This window comes from Delftia sp. 60 (assembly GCF_002754395.1).
Taxonomy (GTDB): domain Bacteria; phylum Pseudomonadota; class Gammaproteobacteria; order Burkholderiales; family Burkholderiaceae_C; genus Comamonas; species Comamonas acidovorans.
Window position 1 is genome coordinate 1,089,522 of the sequence record NZ_PEFD01000001.1, and the last position, 22,210, is coordinate 1,111,731.

At 69.3% G+C, this 22,210-nt stretch carries 21 protein-coding genes and 1 pseudogene; 17 read left to right on the forward strand and 5 right to left on the reverse strand.

The features are described 5' to 3' along the window. The first annotated feature begins 102 nt into the window (after positions 1-102). From CLV01_RS04950 to CLV01_RS05005, 12 genes are all read left to right on the forward strand, one after another. Positions 103-873 carry an SDR family oxidoreductase gene (locus CLV01_RS04950; RefSeq protein ID WP_012202888.1) on the forward strand — a complete coding sequence of 257 codons (771 nt, stop codon included), beginning with the start codon at positions 103-105 and terminating at the stop codon, positions 871-873. An 11-nt stretch (positions 874-884) separates the two neighbouring features. Beyond that, the gene (locus CLV01_RS04955) at positions 885-1,784 is read left to right on the forward strand and encodes an IclR family transcriptional regulator (protein WP_099734853.1); all 900 of its coding nucleotides are present in this window, start codon (positions 885-887) and stop codon (positions 1,782-1,784) included. After that, positions 1,777-2,574 carry an SDR family oxidoreductase gene (locus tag CLV01_RS04960; protein ID WP_016452046.1) on the forward strand — a complete coding sequence of 266 codons (798 nt, stop codon included), beginning with the start codon at positions 1,777-1,779 and terminating at the stop codon, positions 2,572-2,574. The genes CLV01_RS04955 and CLV01_RS04960 overlap by 8 nt, the downstream gene beginning before the upstream one ends. A 34-nt stretch (positions 2,575-2,608) precedes the next feature. Then, the gene (locus CLV01_RS04965) at positions 2,609-4,315 is read left to right on the forward strand and encodes a thiamine pyrophosphate-binding protein (RefSeq protein WP_099734852.1); all 1,707 of its coding nucleotides are present in this window, start codon (positions 2,609-2,611) and stop codon (positions 4,313-4,315) included. Positions 4,316-4,350: 35 nt separating this feature from the next. Continuing rightward, a complete protein-coding gene (locus CLV01_RS04970; RefSeq protein WP_034389880.1) occupies positions 4,351-5,826 on the forward strand; it encodes an aldehyde dehydrogenase in 1,476 nt (491 codons plus the stop codon). Between the two features lie 11 nt (positions 5,827-5,837). Next, entirely contained in the window at positions 5,838-6,800 is a 963-nt protein-coding gene (locus tag CLV01_RS04975; RefSeq protein WP_099735220.1) for a VOC family protein, read from the forward strand. A 52-nt stretch (positions 6,801-6,852) separates the two neighbouring features. Further along, positions 6,853-7,830 (forward strand): Bug family tripartite tricarboxylate transporter substrate binding protein, encoded by a 978-nt coding sequence (locus tag CLV01_RS04980; RefSeq protein WP_013804505.1) that lies wholly within the window; start codon positions 6,853-6,855, stop codon positions 7,828-7,830. 39 nt (positions 7,831-7,869) lie between these two features. Further along, positions 7,870-8,091, forward strand: coding sequence for a recombinase-like helix-turn-helix domain-containing protein (locus CLV01_RS04985; protein WP_012202895.1), 222 nt, complete (start codon positions 7,870-7,872; stop codon positions 8,089-8,091). 24 nt (positions 8,092-8,115) lie between these two features. Next, entirely contained in the window at positions 8,116-9,141 is a 1,026-nt protein-coding gene (locus CLV01_RS04990; protein WP_012202896.1) for an aromatic ring-hydroxylating oxygenase subunit alpha, read from the forward strand. Beyond that, a complete protein-coding gene (locus CLV01_RS04995; protein ID WP_099734851.1) occupies positions 9,138-10,097 on the forward strand; it encodes a PDR/VanB family oxidoreductase in 960 nt (319 codons plus the stop codon). Before CLV01_RS04990 ends, CLV01_RS04995 begins: the two co-directional genes overlap by 4 nt. Before the next feature lie 81 nt (positions 10,098-10,178). Beyond that, positions 10,179-11,246: a porin gene (locus CLV01_RS05000; protein WP_012202898.1), complete on the forward strand. Its 1,068-nt coding sequence runs from the start codon at positions 10,179-10,181 to the stop codon at positions 11,244-11,246. Between the two features lie 29 nt (positions 11,247-11,275). Next, positions 11,276-12,571 (forward strand): MFS transporter, encoded by a 1,296-nt coding sequence (locus CLV01_RS05005; RefSeq protein ID WP_071954170.1) that lies wholly within the window; start codon positions 11,276-11,278, stop codon positions 12,569-12,571. A 6-nt stretch (positions 12,572-12,577) separates the two neighbouring features. On the opposite strand, the gene CLV01_RS05010 is transcribed toward CLV01_RS05005, so the two are convergent. After that, the gene (locus CLV01_RS05010) at positions 12,578-13,486 is read right to left on the reverse strand and encodes a LysR family transcriptional regulator (protein WP_099734850.1); all 909 of its coding nucleotides are present in this window, start codon (positions 13,484-13,486) and stop codon (positions 12,578-12,580) included. A 72-nt stretch (positions 13,487-13,558) separates the two neighbouring features. Between CLV01_RS05010 and CLV01_RS05015 the strand changes: the two genes are divergently transcribed. Genes CLV01_RS05015 through CLV01_RS05025 form a run of 3 tightly spaced genes read left to right on the forward strand, consistent with a single transcriptional unit; the run spans position 13,559 to position 15,789 of the window. Then, positions 13,559-14,233: an HAD family hydrolase gene (locus CLV01_RS05015; RefSeq protein WP_099734849.1), complete on the forward strand. Its 675-nt coding sequence runs from the start codon at positions 13,559-13,561 to the stop codon at positions 14,231-14,233. Positions 14,234-14,261: 28 nt separating this feature from the next. After that, positions 14,262-15,404 carry a DSD1 family PLP-dependent enzyme gene (locus tag CLV01_RS05020; RefSeq protein ID WP_099734848.1) on the forward strand — a complete coding sequence of 381 codons (1,143 nt, stop codon included), beginning with the start codon at positions 14,262-14,264 and terminating at the stop codon, positions 15,402-15,404. Continuing rightward, on the forward strand, positions 15,394-15,789 hold the full coding sequence (locus CLV01_RS05025) for a RidA family protein (RefSeq protein ID WP_012202904.1): 396 nt from the start codon (positions 15,394-15,396) through the stop codon (positions 15,787-15,789). Before CLV01_RS05020 ends, CLV01_RS05025 begins: the two co-directional genes overlap by 11 nt. A gap of 34 nt (positions 15,790-15,823) precedes the next feature. Here CLV01_RS05025 and corA read toward each other — a convergent pair whose 3' ends face one another. From corA to tsaB, 4 genes and pseudogenes are all read right to left on the reverse strand, one after another. Next, a complete protein-coding gene (gene corA / locus CLV01_RS05030; protein WP_013804498.1) occupies positions 15,824-16,810 on the reverse strand; it encodes a magnesium/cobalt transporter CorA in 987 nt (328 codons plus the stop codon). A 173-nt stretch (positions 16,811-16,983) separates the two neighbouring features. Next, positions 16,984-17,921: pseudogene (locus CLV01_RS05035) on the reverse strand (uracil-DNA glycosylase family protein). After that, complete coding sequence (gene rimI, locus CLV01_RS05040) at positions 17,912-18,436, reverse strand: ribosomal protein S18-alanine N-acetyltransferase (protein ID WP_013804496.1); 525 nt, start codon at positions 18,434-18,436, stop codon at positions 17,912-17,914. Before rimI ends, CLV01_RS05035 begins: the two are co-directional and overlap by 10 nt. Then, positions 18,433-19,173, reverse strand: coding sequence for a tRNA (adenosine(37)-N6)-threonylcarbamoyltransferase complex dimerization subunit type 1 TsaB (gene tsaB / locus CLV01_RS05045; RefSeq protein WP_088166335.1), 741 nt, complete (start codon positions 19,171-19,173; stop codon positions 18,433-18,435). The genes rimI and tsaB overlap by 4 nt, the downstream gene beginning before the upstream one ends. Positions 19,174-19,251: 78 nt before the next feature. On the opposite strand from tsaB, the gene dacB reads away from it, so the two are divergent. Continuing rightward, positions 19,252-20,811, forward strand: coding sequence for a D-alanyl-D-alanine carboxypeptidase/D-alanyl-D-alanine endopeptidase (gene dacB, locus CLV01_RS05050; protein ID WP_099734846.1), 1,560 nt, complete (start codon positions 19,252-19,254; stop codon positions 20,809-20,811). Between the two features lie 252 nt (positions 20,812-21,063). Beyond that, positions 21,064-22,197 (forward strand): SGNH/GDSL hydrolase family protein, encoded by a 1,134-nt coding sequence (locus CLV01_RS05055; RefSeq protein WP_099734845.1) that lies wholly within the window; start codon positions 21,064-21,066, stop codon positions 22,195-22,197. Positions 22,198-22,210 lie beyond the last annotated feature (13 nt).

A 22,210-nucleotide genomic window follows, 5' to 3' on the forward strand; every position in this document is an offset into this window, starting at 1 on the left:
ATCCCACCCCGAACCATCAGTCCTAAACTCACGCTTGTTTCAAGAAAAAAGTGTCATTTCAAATTTGAAACAGACACAAACCCCCTTCGATTGAGGTATGCCATGAACACCACGCCCTCCACAGGCCAGCTTGCCGGCCGCCGCATCCTCGTCACAGGCTCGGCGCGCGGCCTGGGCTTTGCGTTCGCCAAGGCCTTTTGCGAGCAGGGCGCGCGTGTCGCCATGGCCGATCTGCGCGAGGAGCTGCTGGCCGAGTCCGTGGCCCGGCTGCGTGCGCAGGGCTTCGAGGCCCATGGCTTCGGGCTGGATGCCGGCAATCCGGAGTCGATAGAGCGCTGCGCGCAGCAGGCCGTGCAGGCGCTGGGCGGGCTGGACGGCCTGGTGAACAACGCGGCCGTGACCGATTCGGGCGGCAAGGGCATGGACGACATCGATCTGGACAAGTGGGACCAGGTGATGAACGTGAACGTGCGCGGCGTGTGGCTGATGACGCGCGCCTGCCGCGCCGCGCTGCGCGACAGCGGCCGGGGCGCCATCGTCAACCTGGCGTCCGACACCGCGATGTGGGGCGCCCCCAACCTGATGGCCTATGTGGCCAGCAAGGGCGCGGTGATGGCCATGACGCGTTCCATGGCGCGCGAGCTGGGCGCCGACGGCATCACCATCAACGCCGTGGCGCCGGGCCTGGTGCTGGTGGAGGCCACGGAGTACGTGCCCGAGCACCGCCACCGCCTGTACATCGACCAGCGCGCGCTGCAGCGCGAGCAGCGGCCCGAGGATGTGTCGGGCGCCGTGGCCTATGCGCTGTCCGATGGCGCGCGCTTCGTGACGGGGCAGGTGCTGCCCGTCAACGGCGGCTTCGTCATGAATTGAAGGGGTTCGCCATGACCGACACCCCCTCTTCCGGGAATGCCGAGAGCGCCGAGAGCGCGGACAACGGCGCCGACAAGTACATGGTGCCCGCGCTGGAGCGCGGCCTGCGCCTGCTGCAGGAGTTCGGGCGCGGCAATGCCACGCTGGGCGCGCCCGAGCTGGCCCGCCGCCTGCAACTGCCGCGCGCCACGATTTTCCGCATGCTCAACACGCTGGAGGCCATGGGCTTTCTGCAGCGTGCCGATGGCAGCAATGACTACCGGCTGGGCCTGTCCGTGCTGCGCCTGGGCTTCGAGTTCCTGTCGTCCATGGACCTGACCGAGCTGGGCCAGCCCGTGATCGCGCGGCTGTGCGGCGAGATCCGCTATCCCTGCAACATCGTGGTGCGCGATGGCCGCTCCATCGTCTACGTGGCCAAGGTCACGCCGCCCACGCCGCTGACCAGTTCGGTGCGTGTGGGCACGCGCCTGCCCGCCCATGCCACGGCCCTGGGCCGCGTGCTGCTGGCCGACCTGTCCCTGCCCGAGCTGCGCACGCTCTACCCCGAGGAGCACCTGGAAGCGCACACGCCCAAGACGCCGCGCACGGTGCTGGACCTGTTCAACCTGGTCGAGGCCGACCGCGAGCGCGGCCATGTGTTCAGCGAAGGCTTCTACGAAAGCTCCATCTGCACCATCGCCGCCCCCGTGCGCGACCACAGCGGCCGCGTGGTGGCGGCGCTGGGCACGACGGTCCCCGCGCCCCATGTGGAGGAGGGCCGTGCCGAGACCCTTATCGCCGGCGTCTGCGACGCGGCGGCCGAGCTGTCCGAGCTGCTGAACTACCGCCCGCAAACGCAAACGCAAACGCAAACGCAGACGGCACAGCTGCTTTCCCTCAATTCCCGGCGCGCAGGAGGCGGCCATGTTTGATTCCCAACTCAAGGACACCACGGCCGTCGTCACCGGCGGCTCTTCGGGCATTGGCCTGGCCACGGTCGATCTGCTGCTGTCGCAGGGCGCGCGTGTCGCCCTGTGCGGGCGCAGCGCCGAACGCCTGGAGCAGGCCGTGCAGCAACTGCGCGGGCGCCATCCCGAGGCCCGCCTGTTCGCCCAGGCCTGCGACGTGCTCGACGCCGCCCAGGTGCAGCAATTTGCGCGCGACAGCGAGGCTGCGCTGGGTCCGGCCTCCATCCTCGTGAACAACGCGGGCCAGGGCCGGGTCTCGACGTTTGCCAGCACCGACGATGCGGCCTGGACCGAGGAGCTGCACCTGAAGTTCTTCTCGGTATTGCATCCCACGCGCGCCTTTTTGCCGCAGCTCGAGCGCACGGCGCAGCCGGCCATCGTCTGCGTCAATTCGCTGCTGGCCTCGCAGCCCGAGCCGCACATGGTGGCCACCTCGGCCGCGCGCGCCGGCCTCAAGAACCTGGTGCGCTCCATGGCCACCGAGTTCGCGCCCAAGGGCGTGCGCGTCAACGGCATCCTGGTCGGCCTGATCGAGTCCGGCCAGTGGCGCCGCCGCTTCGAGGCGCGCGAGGACCGCAGCCAGGACTGGAACGCCTGGAGCGCCGACCTCGCCCGCAAGAAGTCCATTCCGCTGGGCCGCCTGGGCTCGCCCGACGAGGCCGCGCGCGCCATCTTCTATCTCGCCACGCCCCTGTCCTCCTACACGACCGGCAGCCACATCGACGTCTCCGGTGGTCTTGCACGGCAAGCGTAGTGCTTCAGCCCCTTCACCCGATTCAAAGCAGAACATGACTTCTTCCGCATCCAAAATCACCGTCGGCGCCGTTGTGGCCCAGTTCCTCGAACACTGCGGCGTGCAGGCCGCGTTCGGGGTGATCTCCATCCACAACATGCCCATCCTGGACGCGATGAATGCGCGCGGCCATGTCCGCTTCGTGATGGCGCGCGGCGAGGCCGGCGCCGGCAACATGGCCGATGCCTGCGCGCGTTCCACCTCCAGCCTGGGCGTGTGCATCACCAGCACCGGCCCGGCCGCGGGCAACATCGCCGGCAGCCTGGTGGAGGCCTATACGGCCGGCACGCCGCTGCTGCACATCACGGGCCAGATCGAGACGCAGTACCTGGACCAGAAGCTGTCGTACATCCACGAGGCGCCCGACCAGCTGACCATGCTGGGCGCCGTGTCCAAGGCGGCGTTCCGCGTGCGCAGCGCCGAGACCTGCCTGTCCACCCTGAAGGCCGCCGTGCAGGCCGCCATGACCGCGCCGACCGGCCCGGTGAGCGTGGAGATTCCCATCGACATCCAGCAGACCGTGATCGACATGCCGGCCGACCTGTCGCCGCTGCCGGTGGCCGTGCTGGCCCCCAGCGAGGCATCGCTGGATGCGCTGGCCGACACGCTGGCCAAGGCACGCCGCCCGCTGCTGTGGCTGGGTGGCGGCGCACGCCACGCAGTCGCTGGCGTGCAGCGCCTGAAGGCGCTGGGCTTCGGCATCGTCAGCACGGGCCAGGGCCGCGGCATCGTGGCCGAGGACGATCCGGCCTCGCTGGGCGCCTACAACATCCAAAAGCCCGTGGAGGCCTTCTACCAGCGCTGCGACGCCATGCTGGCCGTGGGCACGCGCCTGCGCAGCAACGAGACGCTGAAGTACGAACTGAAGCTGCCGCGCCCGCTGCTGCGCATCGATGTGGACGCCGCCCAGCAGGGCCGCTGCTACGCCGACGACGGCTTTGTCTGCGGCGACTCGGCCCTGGCGCTGACGGGCCTGGCCGACCGGCTGGAGGCGCGCGGCTACCGGGCCGACCCCGAGCTGCTGGCCGACCTGCGCCAGGTGCACGACGAGGCCGTGGCCACCATGCGCGACGGCCTGGGCCCATACAGCGTGCTGGTGCAGGAGCTGCAAAAGGCCGTGGGCCGCAACTTCAACTGGGTGCGCGACGTGACCGTCTCCAACAGCACCTGGGGCAACCGCGAGCTGCGCTTTTTCGAGCCCAACGCGGGCGTGCACGCCACGGGCGGCGGCATCGGCATGGGCATGCCCATGGCCATCGGCGCGGCCGTGGGCGCGGCGGTCAGCGGCTCGGGCCGCAAGACGCTGGGCCTGGCGGGCGATGGCGGCTTCATCCTGAACCTGGGCGAGCTGGCCACGCTGGTGCAGGAAGAGTGCGACACGCTGATCGTGCTGATGAACGACCAGCGCTACGGCGTGATCCAGAACATCCAGGACGCCTCCTACGGCGGCCGCCGCTGCTATGTGGAACTGCACACGCCCGACTACGCGCAGCTGTGCGCCTCCATCCAGCTGCCCCATGCCCGCGTGCAGAACCTTGACGAGCTGCCGGCCGTGCTGGCCTCGGCCTGGCCGAAGAAGGGCCCCTTCCTGCTGGAGATCGACATGCGCGCCATCGGCAGCTTCAAGGCCACGTTCTCGGGCCCGCCCGTGAACAAGCTGGACCAGATCCCGGCCACCACCACGGCGTCCAAGGCCGCCTGAGGCGGCTGGATTCGAACGAACGAGAGAGGCTCACCATGTCGAACCTGGAACTGCTCCCCATCAATATCGCCGGCGAATGGCGCCTGGGCGGCGGTGGCGAATCCACCACGCTCTATCCCGCCACCGGCGAAGTGGTGGGCCGCCTGCGCGCGCCCAGCCTGGAGGATGTGGAGGAGGCCATCCAGAAGGCCGACCACGCCTTCCGCACCAGCGGCTGGGCCCAGAAAAAGCCCCATGAGCGCGCGGCCGTGCTGCACCGCGTGGCCCAGCTGATCCGCGAGCGCGCCGAGCCCCTGGCCCAGCTGCAGCGCCTGGACAACGGCAAGCCCATCAAGGAAACACGCATGCTGGTGGCCAGCGCCGCCGCCACCTTCCAGTTCTTTGCAGCCGCCTGCGAGACCATGGAGGAAACCATCACGCCCTCGCGCGGCGACTTCATGACCATGAGCGTGTACGAGCCCATGGGCGTGGTGGCAGCCATCACGCCGTGGAACTCGCCGATTGCCAGCGAGGCGCAAAAGCTGGCGCCCGCGCTGGCCGCCGGCAACGCCGTGGTCGTCAAGCCCGCCGAGGCCACGCCGCTGCTGGCGCTGGAGCTGGCCAGGATCTGCGAAGAGGCCGGCGTGCCCAAGGGCCTGGTCAGCGTGCTGCCGGGCCGGGGCTCGGTGATTGGCGATGCCATCACCAAGCATCCGCTGGTCAAGCGCGTGTCGTTCACGGGCGGCACGTCCACGGGCAAGCACATCGCCCACATCGCGGCCGACAAGATGATGCCGGTCTCGCTGGAGCTGGGCGGCAAGTCGGCCACCATGGTGCTGGCCGATGCCGACATCGACCATGCCGTCAACGGCGTGCTCTACGGCATCTTCAGCTCCTCGGGCGAGTCGTGCATCGCGGGCTCGCGCCTGTTCGTGGCGCGCAGCCTGCACGCCGAGTTCATGCAGCGCCTGACGGCCAAGGCCGCCGCGCTGCAGGTGGGCGACCCGGCCGACGAGCGCACGCAGATGGGGCCGCTGATCACCGCCAAGCACCGCGAATCCATAGAGAGCTATGTGGCCCTGGGCCTGTCCGAGGGCGGCCGGCTGCTCACGGGCGGCCAGCGGCCCGAGGGCGCGCAGTTCGAGCGCGGCTACTACTACCGCCCGACCATCATCGACGGCGTGAAGAACGACTGGCAGATCTGCCAGCAGGAAATCTTCGGCCCCGTGCTCGTGGCCATGCCCTTCGACAACGAGGACGACCTGCTCGCCCAGGCCAACGACAGCGTCTACGCGCTGGCCGCCGGCATCTGGACGCGCGACTACAAGAGCGCCTGGCGCATTGGCCGCGCCGTGCAGGCCGGCACGGTCTGGATCAACACCTACAAGCAGTTCTCCATCTCCACACCCTTCGGCGGCTGGCGCGACAGCGGCCTGGGCCGCGAGAAGGGACGGCTGGGCATACAGCAGTACATGGAGCAAAAGAGCATGTACTGGGGCTTGAACGAGAGCCCCATCGCTTGGGCAAATTGAAGGAGCACGACATGAGCGTACTGGGCATAGACGAAATCACCTACGGCGCGGACGACCTGGCCACCTGCCGCCGCTTCTTCCTGGACTGGGGCCTGGCGCTGGTGCAGGAAGCGGACGACCGGCTGGTGTTCGAGACCCTCAACGGCTGCCGCGTGATCGTGGCCGCCGTGGACCATCCCGATCTGCCGCCCGCCATCGAGGCCGGCCCCACGCTGCGCGAAGTGGTCTGGGGTGTGGAAAGCGAGGCCGATCTGGCGCTGTACGCCGGTCGCATCGCCGCGCTGCCGGGCTTCTCGCAGGGCCAGGGGCGCATAGGCTGCACCGACCCCAACGGCCTGTCCGTGCGCCTGCAGGTCACGCAAAAGCGTGATGTGGATGTGCAAGGCGCCGCCTACAACACCTGGAACCGCAAGGACCGCGTCAACCAGGCCAGCCCGGCCTACGAGCGCGCCCAGCCCATCGAGGTCGGCCATGTGGTGTTCTTCGTCAAGGACGTGCAGGCCTGCGAGCGCTTCTACGTGGACAACTTCGGCTTCGCAGCCTCGGACCGCTACCCCGAGCGCGGCGCCTTCCTGCGCTGCGCGCCTGACGGCGGCCACCACGACATCTTCCTGCTGCAGCGCCCGGCCAAGGACGCGGGCCTGAACCACGTGGCCTTCACGGTGCGCGACATCCACGAGGTCTTCGGCGGCGGCATGCACATCTCGCGCTGCGGCTGGGATACCCAGCTGGGCCCGGGCCGCCATCCCGTGTCCTCGGCCTATTTCTGGTATTTCCGCAATCCGGCCGGCGCCCTGGTCGAGTACTACGCCGACGAGGACCAGCTCACCGCCGACTGGCAGCCGCGCGAGTTCGAGCCCGGCCCCACGGTGTTTGCCGAATGGGCCATCGATGGCGGCATCGACGGCAACACCCGGCGCCAAAAGGGCGTGGGTACCAGCGACGGGAAATTCATCACCGACAAGCGGCATTGAGACCGCGCCTGACGGCCTACCCCCACAACCCAACCACCCCACGGCCCCCACCATGAACAAGACACGTCGCCAGGTTTCTCTTGCCGCTGCATTCCTGGCTGCAGCCACGCTGTCCGGCACCGCGATGGCCCAGGCCTATCCGGCCAAGCCCATCACCATCATCGTGGCCTATCCGGCCGGTGGCGACACCGATGCCATGGCGCGCCTGTATGCCGAGAAGCTGTCCACGCGCCTGGGCCAGCCCGTGCTGGTGGACAACCGCCCCGGTGCCAGCGGCACCATCGGCAGCGTGCATGTGGCCAAGGCCGCGCCGGACGGCTACACCCTGCTGCTGGCGCCCAATACCTTCGCCATCGCGCAGTTCGTGCTCAAGACGGCCTCGGGCTCCAGCTACGACGTGCTGCACGGCTTCACGCCCATCGTGCAGACCAGCGTGCAGCCCATGTTCGTGGCCACCAACCAGGCCTCGGGCATCAAGGACATGAAGACCCTGATCGCCCAGGGCAAGCGCGACGGCCTGACCTACGCCAGCCCCGGCAGCGGCTCGCCCATGCACATCCTGGGCGAGATGTTCAACCGCGCCGCCGGCACGCGCATCGCCCACATCCCCTACAAGGGCGTGGCGCCCGCCGTCAACGACCTGATCGGTGGCCATGTGCCCACGACCTTCATGACCTGGGGCCCGATTGCGCCCTACATCGGCGGCAAGGTCACCGCCCTGGCCGTGGCCGACAGCCAGCGCAGCGCGCTGGCCCCCAATGTGCCCACCCTGGCCGAGCTGGGCGTCAAGGACGTGGAAGTGTCCGCATGGCAGGGCCTGTTCGGCCCCAAGGGCATGTCGCCCGAGACCGTGAAGCTGCTGAACACGCACCTCAACGAGATCCTGAAGATGCCCGACGTGGTCTCCAAGATGGCCACCTTCGGCGCGCTGCCCGCAGGCGGCGAGCCCGCGAGGCTTGAGAAGACCAATGCAGCGGACTTCAACCGCTTCGGCAAGCTCATCAAAGACCTGGATATCAGGGCTGATTGAGCACCCCCCCACACAAGACAGTTTTCGAAGGAGAGAACCATGGCCGCTGATCGCTATCTCGAGCCGCACCAGGCGCGCGAACGTGCCCCCACCCTGATGGAAGACCTGCTGGGCGATTCCATCGAACGCGCCTTCGGCGAAGGCGTGCAGACCCTGCCCGAACTGGTGGCCTATCTCAACCGCAGCGGCCCCGCCGGCGAAAACGGCCAGGCCTGGACCGAAGACAGCTTCCAGGCGCTGATGGCGCGGCTGGGCTATTGATACCGAGCAGGACTGGAGAGCCCCATGAACGTACAAACCATCACCATCGATCCGGTGGACGGCCTGCTCAACAAAGGCCTGAAGAACCTCTGGTACGCGGTCTGCCCCTCGGACTTCGTGAAGACCCAGCCCGTGTCGGTGCGCCGCTTCGGCCGCAAGATCGCGCTGTGGCGCGATGCCGCCGGCCAGGTCCACGCGCTGGAAGACCATTGCCCGCACCGCGGCGCGCCGCTGTCGCAGGGCGTGATCCTGGGCGACCGCCTGGCCTGCCCCTACCACGGCGTGGAAGTGCGCGGCGACGGCACGGTGACCAAGGTCCCCGGCAGCCCCGGCTGCAAGCTCGAAGGCTCGCGCGCGGCGCTGGCCTTCCATGCGCGCGAGGCCCATGGCGCCATCTTTCTCTACAACAGCGACAAGGCCGTTGACGAGGCGCCCGAGTTCACGCTGCCCGAGGAGCTGACCTCGCCCGAGTACTCCAACTTCCTGTGCTATGCCGAGTGGCGCAGCGACTACCGCTATGCGCTGGACAACGTCATGGACCCCATGCACGGCACCTTCCTGCACAAGCAGTCGCACTCCATGGCCGAGGGCGACAGCAAGGCCACGTTCCAGGTGCGCGAGACCGATGACGGCTTCGTCTTCGAGAAGGTGGGCCAGCGCGGCGTGAACTTCGACTGGACCGAGTGGGGCAGCACGGGCGTGCACTGGATGCGCCTGGAGATTCCGTACCCCAAGACCGGCGGCCCCGGCGGCAACTTCGCCATCGTGGCCTGCGTCACGCCCATCAGCGCCGACCTGTGCGCCGTGTTCTTCTGGCGCTGCCGCAAGGTGCAGGGCTGGATGCGCGACACCTGGCGCTTCCTGTACCGCAACCGCCTGGAGGCGCGCCACTGGGCCGTGCTGGAGCAGGACCGGATCATGATGGAGCAGATGGAGCTGGACGCCAACGAGCGCGAGAACCTCTACCAGCACGACATCGGCCTGGTGCGCCTGCGCCGCCACCTGCGCCGCCTGGCCCAGGAGCAGATCGACGAAGGCGCCGCATCATGAGCACCAACCTCCAGGCCTTCGTGCACACGCTGCGCTTCGAGGCCCAGGACACCATCAGCGTGGACCTGCGGCCCGTGGCAGGCGGGGAGCTTCCCGCCTTCACGCCGGGCTCGCACATCGATCTGCACCTGCCCAACGGCCTGGTGCGCAGCTACTCGCTGAGCAACCCCAGCGAGGAGCGCCACCGCTACGTGGTCGGCGTGCTGCGCGACCGCGCCAGCCGCGGCGGCTCGCGCTGCGTGCACGAGTCGCTGCGTGTGGGCATGCCCATCACCATCTCCGAGCCGCGCAACCATTTCGCGCTGGACGAAAGCGCCGCGCACACCGTGCTGGTGGCCGGCGGCATCGGCATCACGCCGCTGCTGTGCATGGCGCGCCGGCTCAAGGGCCAGGGCCGCTCGTTCGAGATGCTGTACTTCGCCCGCGAGCGCAAGGGCGCGGCCTTCCTGGAAGAGCTGCAGGCGCTGGGCATGCCGCTGCACCTGCACTTCGACAGCGAGGCCGGTGGCCCGCCCGACCTGCGCGCGCTGCTGGCCCAACGGCAGCCCGACACGGGCACGCACCACTACGCCTGCGGCCCCACGCCCATGCTGGACGCCTTCGAGAAGTTCTGCGCCGAGCTGGGCCACGCCAACGCCCACGTCGAGCGCTTCACGCCCGTGGAGGTCAAGGCCGCCGATGACGCGCGCAGCAACTACACGGTGGAGCTCAAGCGCAGCGGCCGCTTCATCGAGATCACGCCCGAGAAGTCGCTGCTCGACACCCTGCTGGATGCCGGCATCCAGATGGACCACAGCTGCTGCGAAGGCGTCTGCGGCTCCTGCGAGACGCGCGTGCTCGAAGGCATTCCGGACCACCGCGACTCGGTGCTCAGCCCCAAGGAAAAGGCCAGCAACAAAGTGATGATGGTCTGCGTTTCCGGCTGCAAGAGCGAGCGACTGGTCCTGGATATCTGAGCAGGCAATCAGACCTGCAAGGCAACAACCCACCACCCCCAAGCCACCCCCCAAGCCACCACCCCCAGAGGAGACAACCCCATGAAAACCATCCATACGCCCATGCTGGGCGTGGCGCTAGCCTGCCTGGCGTCCTTGCCCGGTGCCGCTTCGGCGCAGTCCAAGGTCGAGATCTTCGGCGTCGTCGATGTCGGCGTCACGCACCTGAACGGCTCCGGCCCCTCCAAGACCGGCCTGTCCACGGGCGGCGCCAACATCAGCCGCATCGGCTTTCGCGGCACGGAAGAGCTGGGCGGCGGCCTGCGTGCGGGCTTCTGGCTGGAGGCGGGCATGGATGTGGACAGCGGCTCGGGCAAGGCCAGCGGTGGCGGCCTGAGCTTCAACCGCCGCTCCACCGTGAGCCTGTCGGGCGACTTCGGCGAAGTGCGCCTGGGCCGCGATGACTCGGCCACCTTCCTGAGCACGCTGATCTTCGACCCCTTCCTCACCAACGGCGTGGGCGGCACCATGGGCTTCACCATGCTGGGCATTCCCGGCACGGGCACGGCCACGGGCGGCGCGCCCATCCAGATCAGCAACGCGGTCAGCTACTTCCTGCCGCAGAACCTGGGCGGCTTCTACGGCCAGGTGCAGGTGGCCATGGGCGAGCAGGCGCGCAGCGCGCCCAACAAGAACCAGGGCGACTACCGCGGCCTGCGCTTCGGCTACCGCCAGGGCCCCTTCAACGGCGCGCTGGCCACGGGCAAGTTCTATGGCGACAGCGATGCGACCAATCTCACGGCCAGCAACGTGGGCCTGAGCTGGGACTTCGGCGTGGCCAAGCCCATGCTGCTGTGGGCCAGCGAAAAGCGCGGCGCGCTCAAGGTCACCGCCCTGCAGCTGGGCGTGACCGCGCCCGTGGGCATGGGCGAGTTCAAGGCTTCCTACGGCCACTACAACACCGACGGCAGCAATGCCGACTGGAACAAGATCAGCGTGGGCTACGGGCACAACCTGTCCAAGCGCACCCAGGTCTACGGCACGGTGGCCTTCCTCAAGAACAAGGACGGCGCGGCCAAGTCCATCGGCGTGCAGGGCCTGTCGGCCCCGGGCACCACGCTGGGCGGCCGCTCCTCCGGCTTCGAGGTGGGCGTGCGCCACTTCTTCTGATACAGCCCATCGGGCGATAGAGACTTGCCATGAAAGATATGCGTGCGGCCCGCTGGTGGGGGGTGATCAGCCTCTTCATCATCGTCGCCATCTCCTATGTGGACCGGATCAACCTTTCGATCCTCATCCTCGACCAGGGATTTCTGGACCACATCGGGCTGACGCACGACGACCGCACGCGCCAGGGCCTGCTGGCCACGGCCTTCATGGTGGGCTACGGCGTTTCTTCCTTCGTGTTGACGCCGTTTTGCGCGGCGCTCTTCGGCGTGCGCCGAAGCCTGGTGGTCGGCCTGCTGCTGTGGGGCGCCGTGTCCTTTCTGTCCCCGGCCATGAACAGCTATGGCCTGCTGCTGGCCTCGCGCATCCTGCTGGGCATCTCCGAAGGGCCGCTGTACTCGCTGGCGGGCAGCTACATCAAGGCGCATTTCCAGAGCCACGAGAACGGCCTGCCCAACTCCTTCGTGAACATGGGCACGGGCCTGGGGCTGGCGGTGGGCTACCCGCTGATCGGCTACCTGGTGGCCGGCCATGACTGGCAGACCTCGTTCCACGTGCTGGGCCTGATCAATGTGGCCATCGGCATTCCGCTGGTGCTGGCCTTCATCCGCATGCCCCGCGTGGACACCGGCATGCCGCGCCCGCGCTCGCTGGGCGAGGCGGTGGGCCAGGTCGGCCAGATCGTGCGCGGCGCCATGCACACGCGCTATCTGGTGCTGGTGGCCGTGCTGTCGGCGGCCTTCTTCTCCTACCTCTGGGGCAGCAGCAACTGGCTGCCGGCCTATCTGGAGTCGCGCGGCTTTTCGCTGCGCGAGATGGGCTGGCTGGCCTCGCTGCCGCAGTACGCCACGGTGCTGGCCGTGCTGGTCGGCGGCATCGTCATCGACCGCCTGCCGCGCCGCCAGGTGCCGCTGATCTTCGTCGGCGGCAGCCTGGGCCTGGCGCTGGCCATCTGGCTGGCCATCCACATGGAAGACCGCTACGCGGCGGCCTACTGCCTGATCGCCGCCAATTTCTGCTGGGGCCTGATGAGCCCGGCCATTCCCAGCACCGTGCAGTACTGCGCGCGGCCCGAGCATGTGGCCAGCGCCTACGGCGTCGTCAACGGCACGGCGACCCTGGTGGCGGGCTTCATGCCTGCGCTCATGGGGGCCGTCATCGGCTGGACCTCGCATTCGGCCGGTGGCGGGTTCGTCGCAGGCTTCAGCCTGCTGGTGGGCACGCAGCTGGTGGTCATGGTCTGCGGCCTGGTGCTGTGGCTGCGCGAGCGCGGCCAGGGCGCCGACGGTGCCAGCGATGCCCGGGACAGGTCCGCGCGCACGGCCTGACCTGCACTACAGCGCGCCCGCTGCGGCGCACTGCTCCAGAAACGTCACCAGGGCCTGCGCGCGCGCCGTGCGTCCCTTGCGCGTGGGCACCAGCAGGGTGACGGGCGCGCTGCCGAAATGCCAGTCGGGCAGCACGCGCACCAGCCGGCCCTCGGCAACGGCCTGCTCCATGTCCCATTGCGAACGCAGCACCAGGCCCAGGCCCTGCTCGGCCCAGTGGCGGGCCACGCCGCCGTCGTTGGTGACGTAGGACGGCGTCACGCGCAGGGTCTGGCCGTCCGCGGCGCGCCGGCTGGCGGCCGGGCGCAGGTGCCACAGCGTCACGTCTTCCTCGTTCTCGCGGATGCAGATGCAGGCGTGCTGCAGCAGCTCGCGCGGCGTGGCGGGCGTGCCGTGGCGGCGCAGGTAGTCGGGGCTGGCGCACAGCCAGCGGTCATTGGCGGCCAGTTCGCGCGCGATCCAGGAGGAGTCGCGCACCGTGCCTATGTGGACCACGGCGTCGGCATCGTGGCGGTCGGGGAAGGGCGTTTCGCGCAGGTCCAGCTGCAGTTTCAGTTGCGGGTGCTGGCGCGTGAAGGGCACCAGGGCCGGGGCCAGCCGGCTGCGCCCGTAGCCAAAGGGCGCGGCAATGCGCAGCGTGCCGCCCAGCTGGCGGGCATCGCCGTGCAGCGAGTCGCGCAGCTCCTCGATCTGGCCCAGCAGCCGCACGGCCTCGCGGGCGAAGCGCTCGCCCTCGGGCGTCAGCGCCAGGCGCCGCGCGCTGCGGTTGGCCAGGGACAGGCCCAGTTCGGCCTCCAGCCGGCGCAGCCGCATGGACAGGGCGGGCGGCGTCACATCGAGCGCACGGGCTGCGGCGCTCAGCGAGCTTTCGCGCAGCAGGGCGGCGGCAAGCTGCAGGTCTTCGATGGCAATCATTCAATTTGCCTTAACGATTGATGACGGCGGATTTAACCACGGGCACAGGTTCCATCCGTACAGTTCCAGGCCATGAACACCCCAGCCCCACTGACGGAAACGACCGCCGCCGCCTGGCCCCGTGCCGTGCTTTTCGACCTGCTGACCGCCTTGCTCGACTCCTGGACGGTATGGAACAGCGCTGCCGGCAGCGAGGCCGCCGGGCGCGACTGGCGCGCCGAGTACCTGCGCCTGACCTATGGCTGCGGCGCCTACCAGCCCTATGAAGACCTGGTGCGCGAGGCGGCCCGCAACCGGGGCCTGCCCGCCTCGGCCGCCGACCGGCTGGAGGCGCAATGGGACCAGTTGCAGCCCTGGGATGGCGCGCGCGAGCTGCTGGCCGCCCTGCGCCCGCACTGCCGCCTGGCCGTGGTGACCAATTGCTCCGAGCGCCTGGGTCAGCGTGCCGCTGCGCTGCTGGGCGTGGATTGGGACGTGGTGGTGACCTCGGAAGCAGCGGGCTTCTACAAGCCCGACCCCCGGCCTTACCAGCTGGCGCTGGACCGGCTGGGGCTGCCTGCGGACCAGGCCGCCTTCGTGGCCGGTTCAGGCTATGACCTGTTCGGCACCTCGGCCGTGGGCCTGCGCACCTTCTGGCACAACCGCGTGGGCCTGTCTCGGCCTGCGGGCGCGCCCGCCGCCGAGGGGGAAGCCGCCACCCTGGCCCCCGCCTTGCCCTGGCTGCGCGGCTTTGCCGCAGGCCGCTGACTGTGCCAAGCCTTTTTCAGGAGCCCCCATGCAAGACACTCTTTTGACGCTGGACACGCCCGCTGCCGTGATCGACCTCGACCGCATGCAGCGCAACATCGCCCGCATGCAGCAGCGCATGGACGCGCAGGGCGTGCGCCTGCGCCCCCATGTGAAGACGAGCAAGAGCGTGCCCGTGGCCGCCGCGCAGCGTGCGGCCGGGGCCTCGGGCATCACGGTCTCCACCCTGAAGGAGGCCGAGCAGTTCTTTGCGGCAGGCACCACCGACATCCTCTATGCAGTCAGCATGGCGCCGCACCGCCTGCCGCAGGCCCTGCACCTGCGCCGGCGCGGCTGCGATCTCAAGCTCATCGTGGACAGCGTGGCGGCGGCCCAGGCCATTGCCGCGTTCGGCCGCGAACAGGGCGAGGCCTTCGAGGTATGGATAGAGATCGACACCGACGGCCACCGCTCCGGCGTGGGCGCAGACGATACGCCGCTGCTGCTGGCCATTGGCCGCACGCTGCACGACGGCGGAATGCGCCTGGGCGGGGTGCTCACGCATGCGGGCTCCAGCTACGAGCTGGACACGCCCGAGGCGCTGCAGGCCCTGGCCGAGCGCGAGCGCGCCGGCTGCGTGCAGGCCGCCGAGGCCCTGCGCGCGGCCGGCCTGCCGTGCCCCGTGGTCAGCGTGGGCTCCACGCCCACGGCGCTGGCGGCCAGCCGGCTGGACGGTGTGACCGAGGTGCGCGCAGGCGTCTACGTGTTCTTCGACCTGGTGATGCGCAACATCGGCGTGTGCACGGCCGAGGACGTGGCGCTGTCGGTGCTGGCCACCGTGATCGGCCACCAGGCCGACAAGGGCTGGGCCATCGTGGATGCGGGCTGGATGGCCATGAGCCGCGACCGCGGAACGGCCCGGCAGAAACAGGATTTCGGCTACGGCCAGGTCTGCGACCTGCAGGGGCGGGTGATGCCGGGCTTCGTGCTCACGGGCGCCAACCAGGAGCACGGCATCCTGGCCCGGGCCGATGGCACGGCGGAGGCCGACATCGCCACGCGCTTTCCCCTGGGCACCCGGCTGCGCATCCTGCCCAACCATGCCTGCGCCACGGGCGCGCAGTTCCCGGCCTACCAGGCGCTGGCGGCAGATGGCTCGGTGCAAACCTGGGAGCGGCTCCATGGCTGGTGAAAACGGGATCGATCTGCGCCATGCATCGCCGAACCTGCCTGCGCCGGGCGGCCACTACAGCCACACGGCCACGGGCCAGGGGCTGGTCTTCGTGTCAGGGCAGCTGCCCATACGGCCCGACGGCACGCGCCTGGTGGATGCCGGTTTCGAGGACCAGGCCCGGCAGGCGCTGGCCAACCTGGCAGCGGCGCTGGAGCTGGCCGGCAGCGGCGTGCCGCGGCTGCTGCAGGTGCGCGTGTACCTGGACGACATGGCGCACTGGCCAGCCTTCGACCGCATCTACGCAGACTGGGCCGGCACGCACCGGCCCGCGCGCGCCGTGGTGCCCACGGGGGCGCTGCATTTCGGGTTGAAGGTGGAGATCGAGGCCGTGGCGCTGGCCTGAGAAGGCGTTCCGGCCCGAGAGGGGCCGGCTGCCGCTACTTCAGCCAGCCGCGCTTGCGGAAGTAGAGCATGGGCCCCACGGCGCTGAGCACCATGAGCCCGATGACGTAGACGTAGCCGAACTCCCATTCCAGCTCGGGCATGAACTTGAAGTTCATGCCGTAGACGCTGGCGATCAGCGTGGGCGGCAGCAGGGCCACGCTGGCCACCGAGAAGATCTTGATGATCTTGTTCTGGTTGATGTTGATGAAGCCGACCGTGGCATCCATCAGGAAGTTGATCTTGTCGAAGAGGAAGGCCGTGTGGCTGTCCAGCGATTCGATGTCGCGCAGGATCTGGCGCGCTTCCTCGAACTGCTCGGCATTGAGCATCTTGGAGCGCATCATGAAGCTGACGGCGCGGCGCGTGTCCATGACGTTGCGGCGGATGCGGCCGTTCAAGTCTTCCTGGCGCGCGATGGCGCCCAGCACCTCGCGGGCCACGTCGTCGGTCACGTCGCCGGACAGCACCATCTGGCTGGCTTTTTCGAGATCGTCGTAGATGCGCTCCAGCGTGTCGGCCGAGTATTCGGCGTCGGCGTCGAAGAGCTTGAGCAGCACGTCCTTGGCCTCGTCGATCAGGCCCGGCGCGCGGCGTGCGCGCATGCGCAGCAGGCGAAAGACGGGCACGTCCTCGTCGTGGATGGAGAACAATACGCCGCAGCTGCGCAGGTTCTTGTTGTGCTCGTTGACGATGAAGGCCACGCGCACCGAACGCGGGTCCTCGTCATCGTCGATCAGGAAGTCGCTGCGGATGTGCAGCTCGCCGTTGTCTTCTTCGTAGAAGCGGGCGGATTCCTCGATGTCGTCGTCCATCGCATCCTCGGGGATGGACAGCTCGTAGTGCTGCTTGATCCAGCGCTTTTCCTCGACCGTGGGCGACTCCAGGTCCACCCAGATCGGCTTGAAGCGGGACAGCTCCTCCAGCGACTCGATCTCTTCTTGAACCAGGCGGCCATTGGCCAGCGTAAAGATGTTGAGCATAGGCTCACTCCAGGTGTTCTTCTCAGGCGTGCGGGGTATCGGAGGTGCTTTCAACCCCACAGGCCAACCGGGAGTTGAAAGCTACCAACTGGGGTAGGTTTCCACGGAGCTTTCTCCAAGATGCAAAGCGTTGGATTATGCAGCGTTGCGCTGCAACATGCGGGCCGGCTGCGCTATTCGGAAGCGGCTCCAGGGGGCATCTGGCGGCCTGTCACAAAAGCCTGCGCATGGCACAGGTCGGCCCAGGCGCCGGCCTTGGCCTGGGGGGCGCGCAGCAGGTAGTTGGGGTCGTAGCTGACCACGGCCGGCACGCCCGCAATGCGGTGCGGCTCGGCACGCAGGCGGCCCAGCGCCTCCTGGCGCTGCAGCACGGCGCGCGCCGTGGCCAGGCCCAGCACCAGCACGCAGGCCGGGCGCAGATCGCGCAGCAGCGCCTCCAGCGATGGCTGCAGCGCCGGGACCTCGGGCGCCTCCTGTCCTTCGGCCGCAGGCTGCACGCGGTGCAGGGCGGCGCTGTACAGGCGCGGATGGTCCTGCAGGTTCAGCGCGCGCAGCATGTTGTCCAGCAGCCGGGCCGCGTCGCCTTCCAGCGCGGTGCGCGCGCAGTCGGGGCCGGGGCGCTGGGCGGGGGGCAGGGGCAGGGAGTTGGCGGGTGGCTCCAGCAGGATCAGCCAGCCGCCTTCGCCGCCATCACCGGCAGGCGGCGTTGCCGCATAAACGGGCCGCACGGGGCCCAGCCGCCAGCCCAGGCCCGGGGCGCCGGCCACAGGCTGCTGCACGTAGCGGCGCGGCGGGCGTTCGCGTTCGGGGATGACGGGTGCGGGAGGCGGCGGCGCCTGGACAGGCGCCTGAACAGGCACCTGAACGCGTGCGGGCGTTGGCGCGGCGACAGGCGCCGGTGCAGCAGGCGCCGGGGGGGCGCCTCCTGCACGGGCGGCGGCACGGGGCGGGCCGCCGGCGGATCTGCCAGGGGCGCCGCTGCAGGCGCATCGGCGGGCGCAGCCAGGGCCTCGGACAGCACGGCGGGTGCGGTCTCGGGCTCGGGCAGCCAGACGGTGATGCCCATGGCGTGCAGCATGGCCCGCTGGCGGGTGTCTAGATTCAGGGCCATAGCTTGAGGCTCATGAGCACGGCATGCTCGCGCGGGCCGTCGTGCATGGGGTAGTAATTCTTGCGCAGGCCCACCTCCTGGTAGCCATGCGCGGCGTAGATGCTGCGTGCGCGGACATTGCTCTCGCGCACTTCCAGCCAGATCCATTGGGCCTTGCGCTGGCGCGCCCACAGGGCCAGCGCGTCCAGCAGGATGCGGGCCCAGCCCTGGCGCTGGCGCGACGGGGCCACGGTGATGTTGAGCAGATGGACCTCGTCGAGCACGATCATGGCGACGAAGTAGCCCACCAGTTCGCCCCGCGCATCGACCAGCAGCTGCGCTTCATTGCCGGCCGCCATGGCATCGATGAAGTTGCCACGGGACCAGGGATGCGAGTAGGCCTGCTGCTCCACGGGCAGCAGCATGTCGAGCGACAGCACGTTCAGCGGCTCGAAGCGCACGCTGTCCCGCTCCGGCGCCGGAGCGTCGGTCAGGGGCGGCTGCGGCCGCGAGGGCTGTGGCGTGTGCGTGCTCATGGTGCGGGTGGGGTGGCCTCTGGAGTGGGCGTGGCCAGGGCCAGCGCGGCGGCCGCCTTGGCAGCCTCCCGCTCGGCCGTGGTCTGCGCGACTTTATCGCGGATGTAGCGCGGCAGGGCCTGGTCGGCCGGCAAGGCGCGGTCGGCCGCCAGCAGGGCCGGGGCCAGGCGCAGCATGGCGGCGGCGGTGGGCAGGGCGGCCAGGTGGCTGGCCTGGGGCGCCAGGCGCTCGCCGTAGGCTGCCAGGGCATTACCGGCCACCACGGTGCCGGGCGGCAGTTGCAGGGCCTCGGGCGCGCACAGGCCGAAGTCGCCGCTTTGCTCGCCAATGTCGTTCCAGCGGCCGTCGGCCCAGTGGTAGGCGGCGTGGTAGACCTCGTTCATGCGCGCATCGATCACGGCGATGAGGTCGGTGCAGCCGTATTGCATGCGGGCCTGCTCGGCCACGGCCAGCAGGCTGTCCATGGGCAGCACGGGCACGCGGGCGGCAAAGGCCAGCCCCTGGGCCACGGAGCAGGCCGTGCGCAGGCCCGTGAACGAGCCCGGACCCCGGCCGAAGACGATGGCCTGCAGCTCGGCGAATTCCAGGCCGGCCTGGGCCATCAGCGCCAGGATGGCAGGGATCAGCTCGGTCGAGGTCTGCGGGCCGCCGGGGCCGCTGTGCTCCCAGACGGCATCGCCGCGCTGCACGGCGATGGAGAGGGTGTCGGTACTGGTGTCTAGGGCAAGAAGATTCATGGCTTGGGGCAGGCGGCGGTGCCGCAGCAAGTGCAGGATTATCGGTGCCCCGCCCGTCCCGCGCCCGGCAGGGCTGCAATGACCGGCGTAGACTTGCCGGCCATGTTGCATCTTTCGACGTCTTCTTCCCTTATTTCCTCGATTTCCTCCGCCTTCTCTCTCGGATTGCCGCTTTCCCGCCGGGGCTTGGCGGCCGCGCTGCTGGCGGCGTCTGTCCTGCCCGGCGTGGCAAGCGCCCAGGCAGATGCGCCCACCTCGCCGGCCTCGCTGTCCACCAAGACTGCACGCGAAAGCCGGCTGCCCCCGGCCGTGGAGGCGGCGCTTGCGCGCGCCAAGCTGCCGCGCGACGCGGTCTCGGCCCTGGTGGTCGAGGTCGATGGCCGGGCCGCCCCGCGCCTGGACTGGCAAAGCCACGTGGCCATGAACCCCGCCTCGGTCATGAAGCTGGTCACCACCTATGCGGCGCTGGACCAGCTGGGTCCCGCGCATGTCTGGCGCACGCCCGTCTTCCTGGGCGGGCCGGTGCAGGACGGCGTACTGCGCGGGCCGCTGTACATCCAGGGGCAGGGCGATCCCAAGCTCGTGATGGAGCGGCTGTGGCTGATGCTGCGCCGCCTGCAGGGCATGGGCATCAAGGTCATCGTGGGCGACATCGTGCTGGACCGCAGCGCGTTTTCCGTGAGCGGCCATGACGCGGCCACCTTCGACAACGAACCCTGGCGCCCCTACAACGTGGCGCCCGACGCGCTGCTGGTCAACTACAAGGCCGTGACCGTGGGCTTCACGCCCGACGCGGCGGCGGGCGTGGCGCGGCTGCAATACGATCCGCCGCTGGCCGGCATCCAGCAGCAGGAAACCGTGCCGCTGGCGCCGGCCGGCAGCGAATGCGGCGACTGGCGCGCCCGGCTGCAGCTGGACATGACCGACCCGCTGCGCATCGCCTTTGCCGGCCCGTTCCCGGCCAGTTGCGGCGACAAGAGCTGGTCGCTGGCGCCGGCCCAGCCCGAGGCCTTCGCGGCCCGCGCCATCGAGGGCATGTGGCGCGAGCTGGGCGGCAAGCTCACCGGTACCGTGCACGACGGCCGCGTGCCGGCCGGGCTGCAGCCAGCGTTCCAGAGCGAATCGCCTTCGCTGGCCGAGGTGGTGCGCGACATCAACAAGTACAGCAACAACGTCATGGCCCAGCAGGTGTTCCTGACCATGGGCATGCAGCGCACGGGCGTGGCCAGCTTCGAGTCCTCGCGCCAGGCCCTGGGCCAGTGGTGGCAGGCGCGCTGGGGCGCGGCCGAGCAGCCCGTGGCCGACAACGGCGCGGGCCTGAGCCGCGAGGCGCGCATCACCGCCTCCGGCCTGGGCCGCATGCTGCAGCAGGCCTGGGCCTCGCCGGTGATGCCGGAGTTCGTGGCCTCCATGCCCATCGTCGGCGTGGATGGCACGCTGCGCCGCAGCCTCAGCCGGGCCCAGGGCATGGCGCATCTGAAGACCGGCACGCTGCGCGATGCCTCGGCCCTGGCCGGCTATGTGGACGGGGCCAGCGGCCGCCGCTACGTGCTGGTGGCCATGGCCAACCACACCAACGCCCCGGCCGCGCGCGCGGCCTGGGATGCGCTGGTGGACTGGACGGCGCGCGACCGCTGATCAGGCGCCTTCGCGTCTTGTGCAGGGCCTGCTTTCGCAGGCCCTTTTTCATTGTTTTCCCAGCAAGGACGTTGTCCTACCCACGGGCGGTGCGGCGGTCCTTATCGTCTGTTCGCCCGCGTGCGAATTGCCTTGTCGGCGTGCGATTTCTATCCGTAGTTGCCCGGTGTCGCCAATGCGCAAGTGTCGTTACGATGGCTTTAGCAAAAAAGCACGGTCGTGCTATTCATAACACTTCACGGAGATTCCATCTTGGCAAATCGTTATCGAATCCTCGCGGCCGCTCTGGCCACGGCCGGCCTGCTGGCCGCTTGCGGCGGTGGCAGCGGCGCTGACACCACTCCCCGCGCCAAGATCACTTCCGTCAAGGTGATGGGCGACAGCCTCTCCGACAGCGGCACCTTCGGCTACAAGTTCACCGTGCAGAACGCCACGCTGACGGGCGCAGGCTCCAACCAGGTCTGGGCCGAGCGCGTGGCGGGCCTGTACAACATCTCCCTGTGCCCGCGCTTCAACGGCACGGCCTTCACGCCCAACACCTCGTGCAACAACTACGCCGTGGGCGGCGGCCGCATCAACTACACCAGCGCGCCCACGGCGCCCATCTCCATCACGCAGCAGATCCTGCTGGCCGGCGCGGCAGGCTTCACGGCCGATGACCTGGCGGTGATCGACGGCGGCGCCAATGACGCGGCCGATGTGATCGGCGCCTTCCTGGCCGCCTCCAGGGACCAGGGCGCCAACTTCAAGGCGCTGCTGTCCACCAAGATCGACGCGGCCACGCTGGGCGCGCTGCTGCAGCAGGGCCAGGCCGGCATGGCCCAGGCCGGTGGCCTGTACATGCAGAACCTGGCCAAGGGCTTTGTCTCCAGCATCCAGACCAATGTGCTGGGCAAGGGCGCCACGCGCGTGGCCATCCTCAACGTGCCCGCGATCACGCTGACGCCGCGCTTCCAGCTGGTGCTGCAGTCCGTGGCCCAGCAGCAGGGCTCGGCCGCCGCCGCGCAGCTGGAGACCGTGTTCGACGGCTGGGTCAAGGCCTTCAACCAGCAGGTTGCCACCGGCTTCGCGGGCGAGAGCCGCGTGGCCATCATCGACTTCTACAGCGAGTTCCGCCAGCAGATGGCCGACCCCGCCCAGTACGCCTACACCAACGTGAAAAAGGCGGCCTGCCCTGCCACCGGCGTGGGCGCTGACGGCCTGCCCACCTACAGCTTCCCGACCTGCACCGAGGCCGCGCTGTCCGCCTCCATTCCCGTGGGCGAGACCAGCGCCAACTGGTGGAAGAGCTATGCCTTTGCCGACAGCTTCCACCCCACGCCCTATGGCCACCAGCAGATGAGCCAGCTGGCCTCCCGCACCCTGGCCCGCGCCGGCTGGCTGTGATAGCAGACACGCA

Excerpts from the sequence above, each read along its gene's own strand:
- CLV01_RS04950 (WP_012202888.1), top strand. The coding sequence starts at position 103 with ATGAACACCACGCCCTCCACAGGCCAGCTTGCCGGCCGCCGCATCCTC.
- CLV01_RS04955 (WP_099734853.1), top strand. The coding sequence starts at position 885 with ATGACCGACACCCCCTCTTCCGGGAATGCCGAGAGCGCCGAGAGCGCG.
- CLV01_RS04960 (WP_016452046.1), top strand. The coding sequence starts at position 1,777 with ATGTTTGATTCCCAACTCAAGGACACCACGGCCGTCGTCACCGGCGGC.
- CLV01_RS04965 (WP_099734852.1), top strand. The coding sequence starts at position 2,609 with ATGACTTCTTCCGCATCCAAAATCACCGTCGGCGCCGTTGTGGCCCAG.
- CLV01_RS04970 (WP_034389880.1), top strand. The coding sequence starts at position 4,351 with ATGTCGAACCTGGAACTGCTCCCCATCAATATCGCCGGCGAATGGCGC.
- CLV01_RS04975 (WP_099735220.1), top strand. The coding sequence starts at position 5,838 with ATGAGCGTACTGGGCATAGACGAAATCACCTACGGCGCGGACGACCTG.
- CLV01_RS04980 (WP_013804505.1), top strand. The coding sequence starts at position 6,853 with ATGAACAAGACACGTCGCCAGGTTTCTCTTGCCGCTGCATTCCTGGCT.
- CLV01_RS04985 (WP_012202895.1), top strand. The coding sequence starts at position 7,870 with ATGGCCGCTGATCGCTATCTCGAGCCGCACCAGGCGCGCGAACGTGCC.
- CLV01_RS04990 (WP_012202896.1), top strand. The coding sequence starts at position 8,116 with ATGAACGTACAAACCATCACCATCGATCCGGTGGACGGCCTGCTCAAC.
- CLV01_RS04995 (WP_099734851.1), top strand. The coding sequence starts at position 9,138 with ATGAGCACCAACCTCCAGGCCTTCGTGCACACGCTGCGCTTCGAGGCC.
- CLV01_RS05000 (WP_012202898.1), top strand. The coding sequence starts at position 10,179 with ATGAAAACCATCCATACGCCCATGCTGGGCGTGGCGCTAGCCTGCCTG.
- CLV01_RS05005 (WP_071954170.1), top strand. The coding sequence starts at position 11,276 with ATGAAAGATATGCGTGCGGCCCGCTGGTGGGGGGTGATCAGCCTCTTC.
- CLV01_RS05010 (WP_099734850.1), bottom strand. The coding sequence starts at position 13,486 with ATGATTGCCATCGAAGACCTGCAGCTTGCCGCCGCCCTGCTGCGCGAA.
- CLV01_RS05015 (WP_099734849.1), top strand. The coding sequence starts at position 13,559 with ATGAACACCCCAGCCCCACTGACGGAAACGACCGCCGCCGCCTGGCCC.
- CLV01_RS05020 (WP_099734848.1), top strand. The coding sequence starts at position 14,262 with ATGCAAGACACTCTTTTGACGCTGGACACGCCCGCTGCCGTGATCGAC.
- CLV01_RS05025 (WP_012202904.1), top strand. The coding sequence starts at position 15,394 with ATGGCTGGTGAAAACGGGATCGATCTGCGCCATGCATCGCCGAACCTG.
- corA (WP_013804498.1), bottom strand. The coding sequence starts at position 16,810 with ATGCTCAACATCTTTACGCTGGCCAATGGCCGCCTGGTTCAAGAAGAG.
- rimI (WP_013804496.1), bottom strand. The coding sequence starts at position 18,436 with ATGAGCACGCACACGCCACAGCCCTCGCGGCCGCAGCCGCCCCTGACC.
- tsaB (WP_088166335.1), bottom strand. The coding sequence starts at position 19,173 with ATGAATCTTCTTGCCCTAGACACCAGTACCGACACCCTCTCCATCGCC.
- dacB (WP_099734846.1), top strand. The coding sequence starts at position 19,252 with ATGACCGGCGTAGACTTGCCGGCCATGTTGCATCTTTCGACGTCTTCT.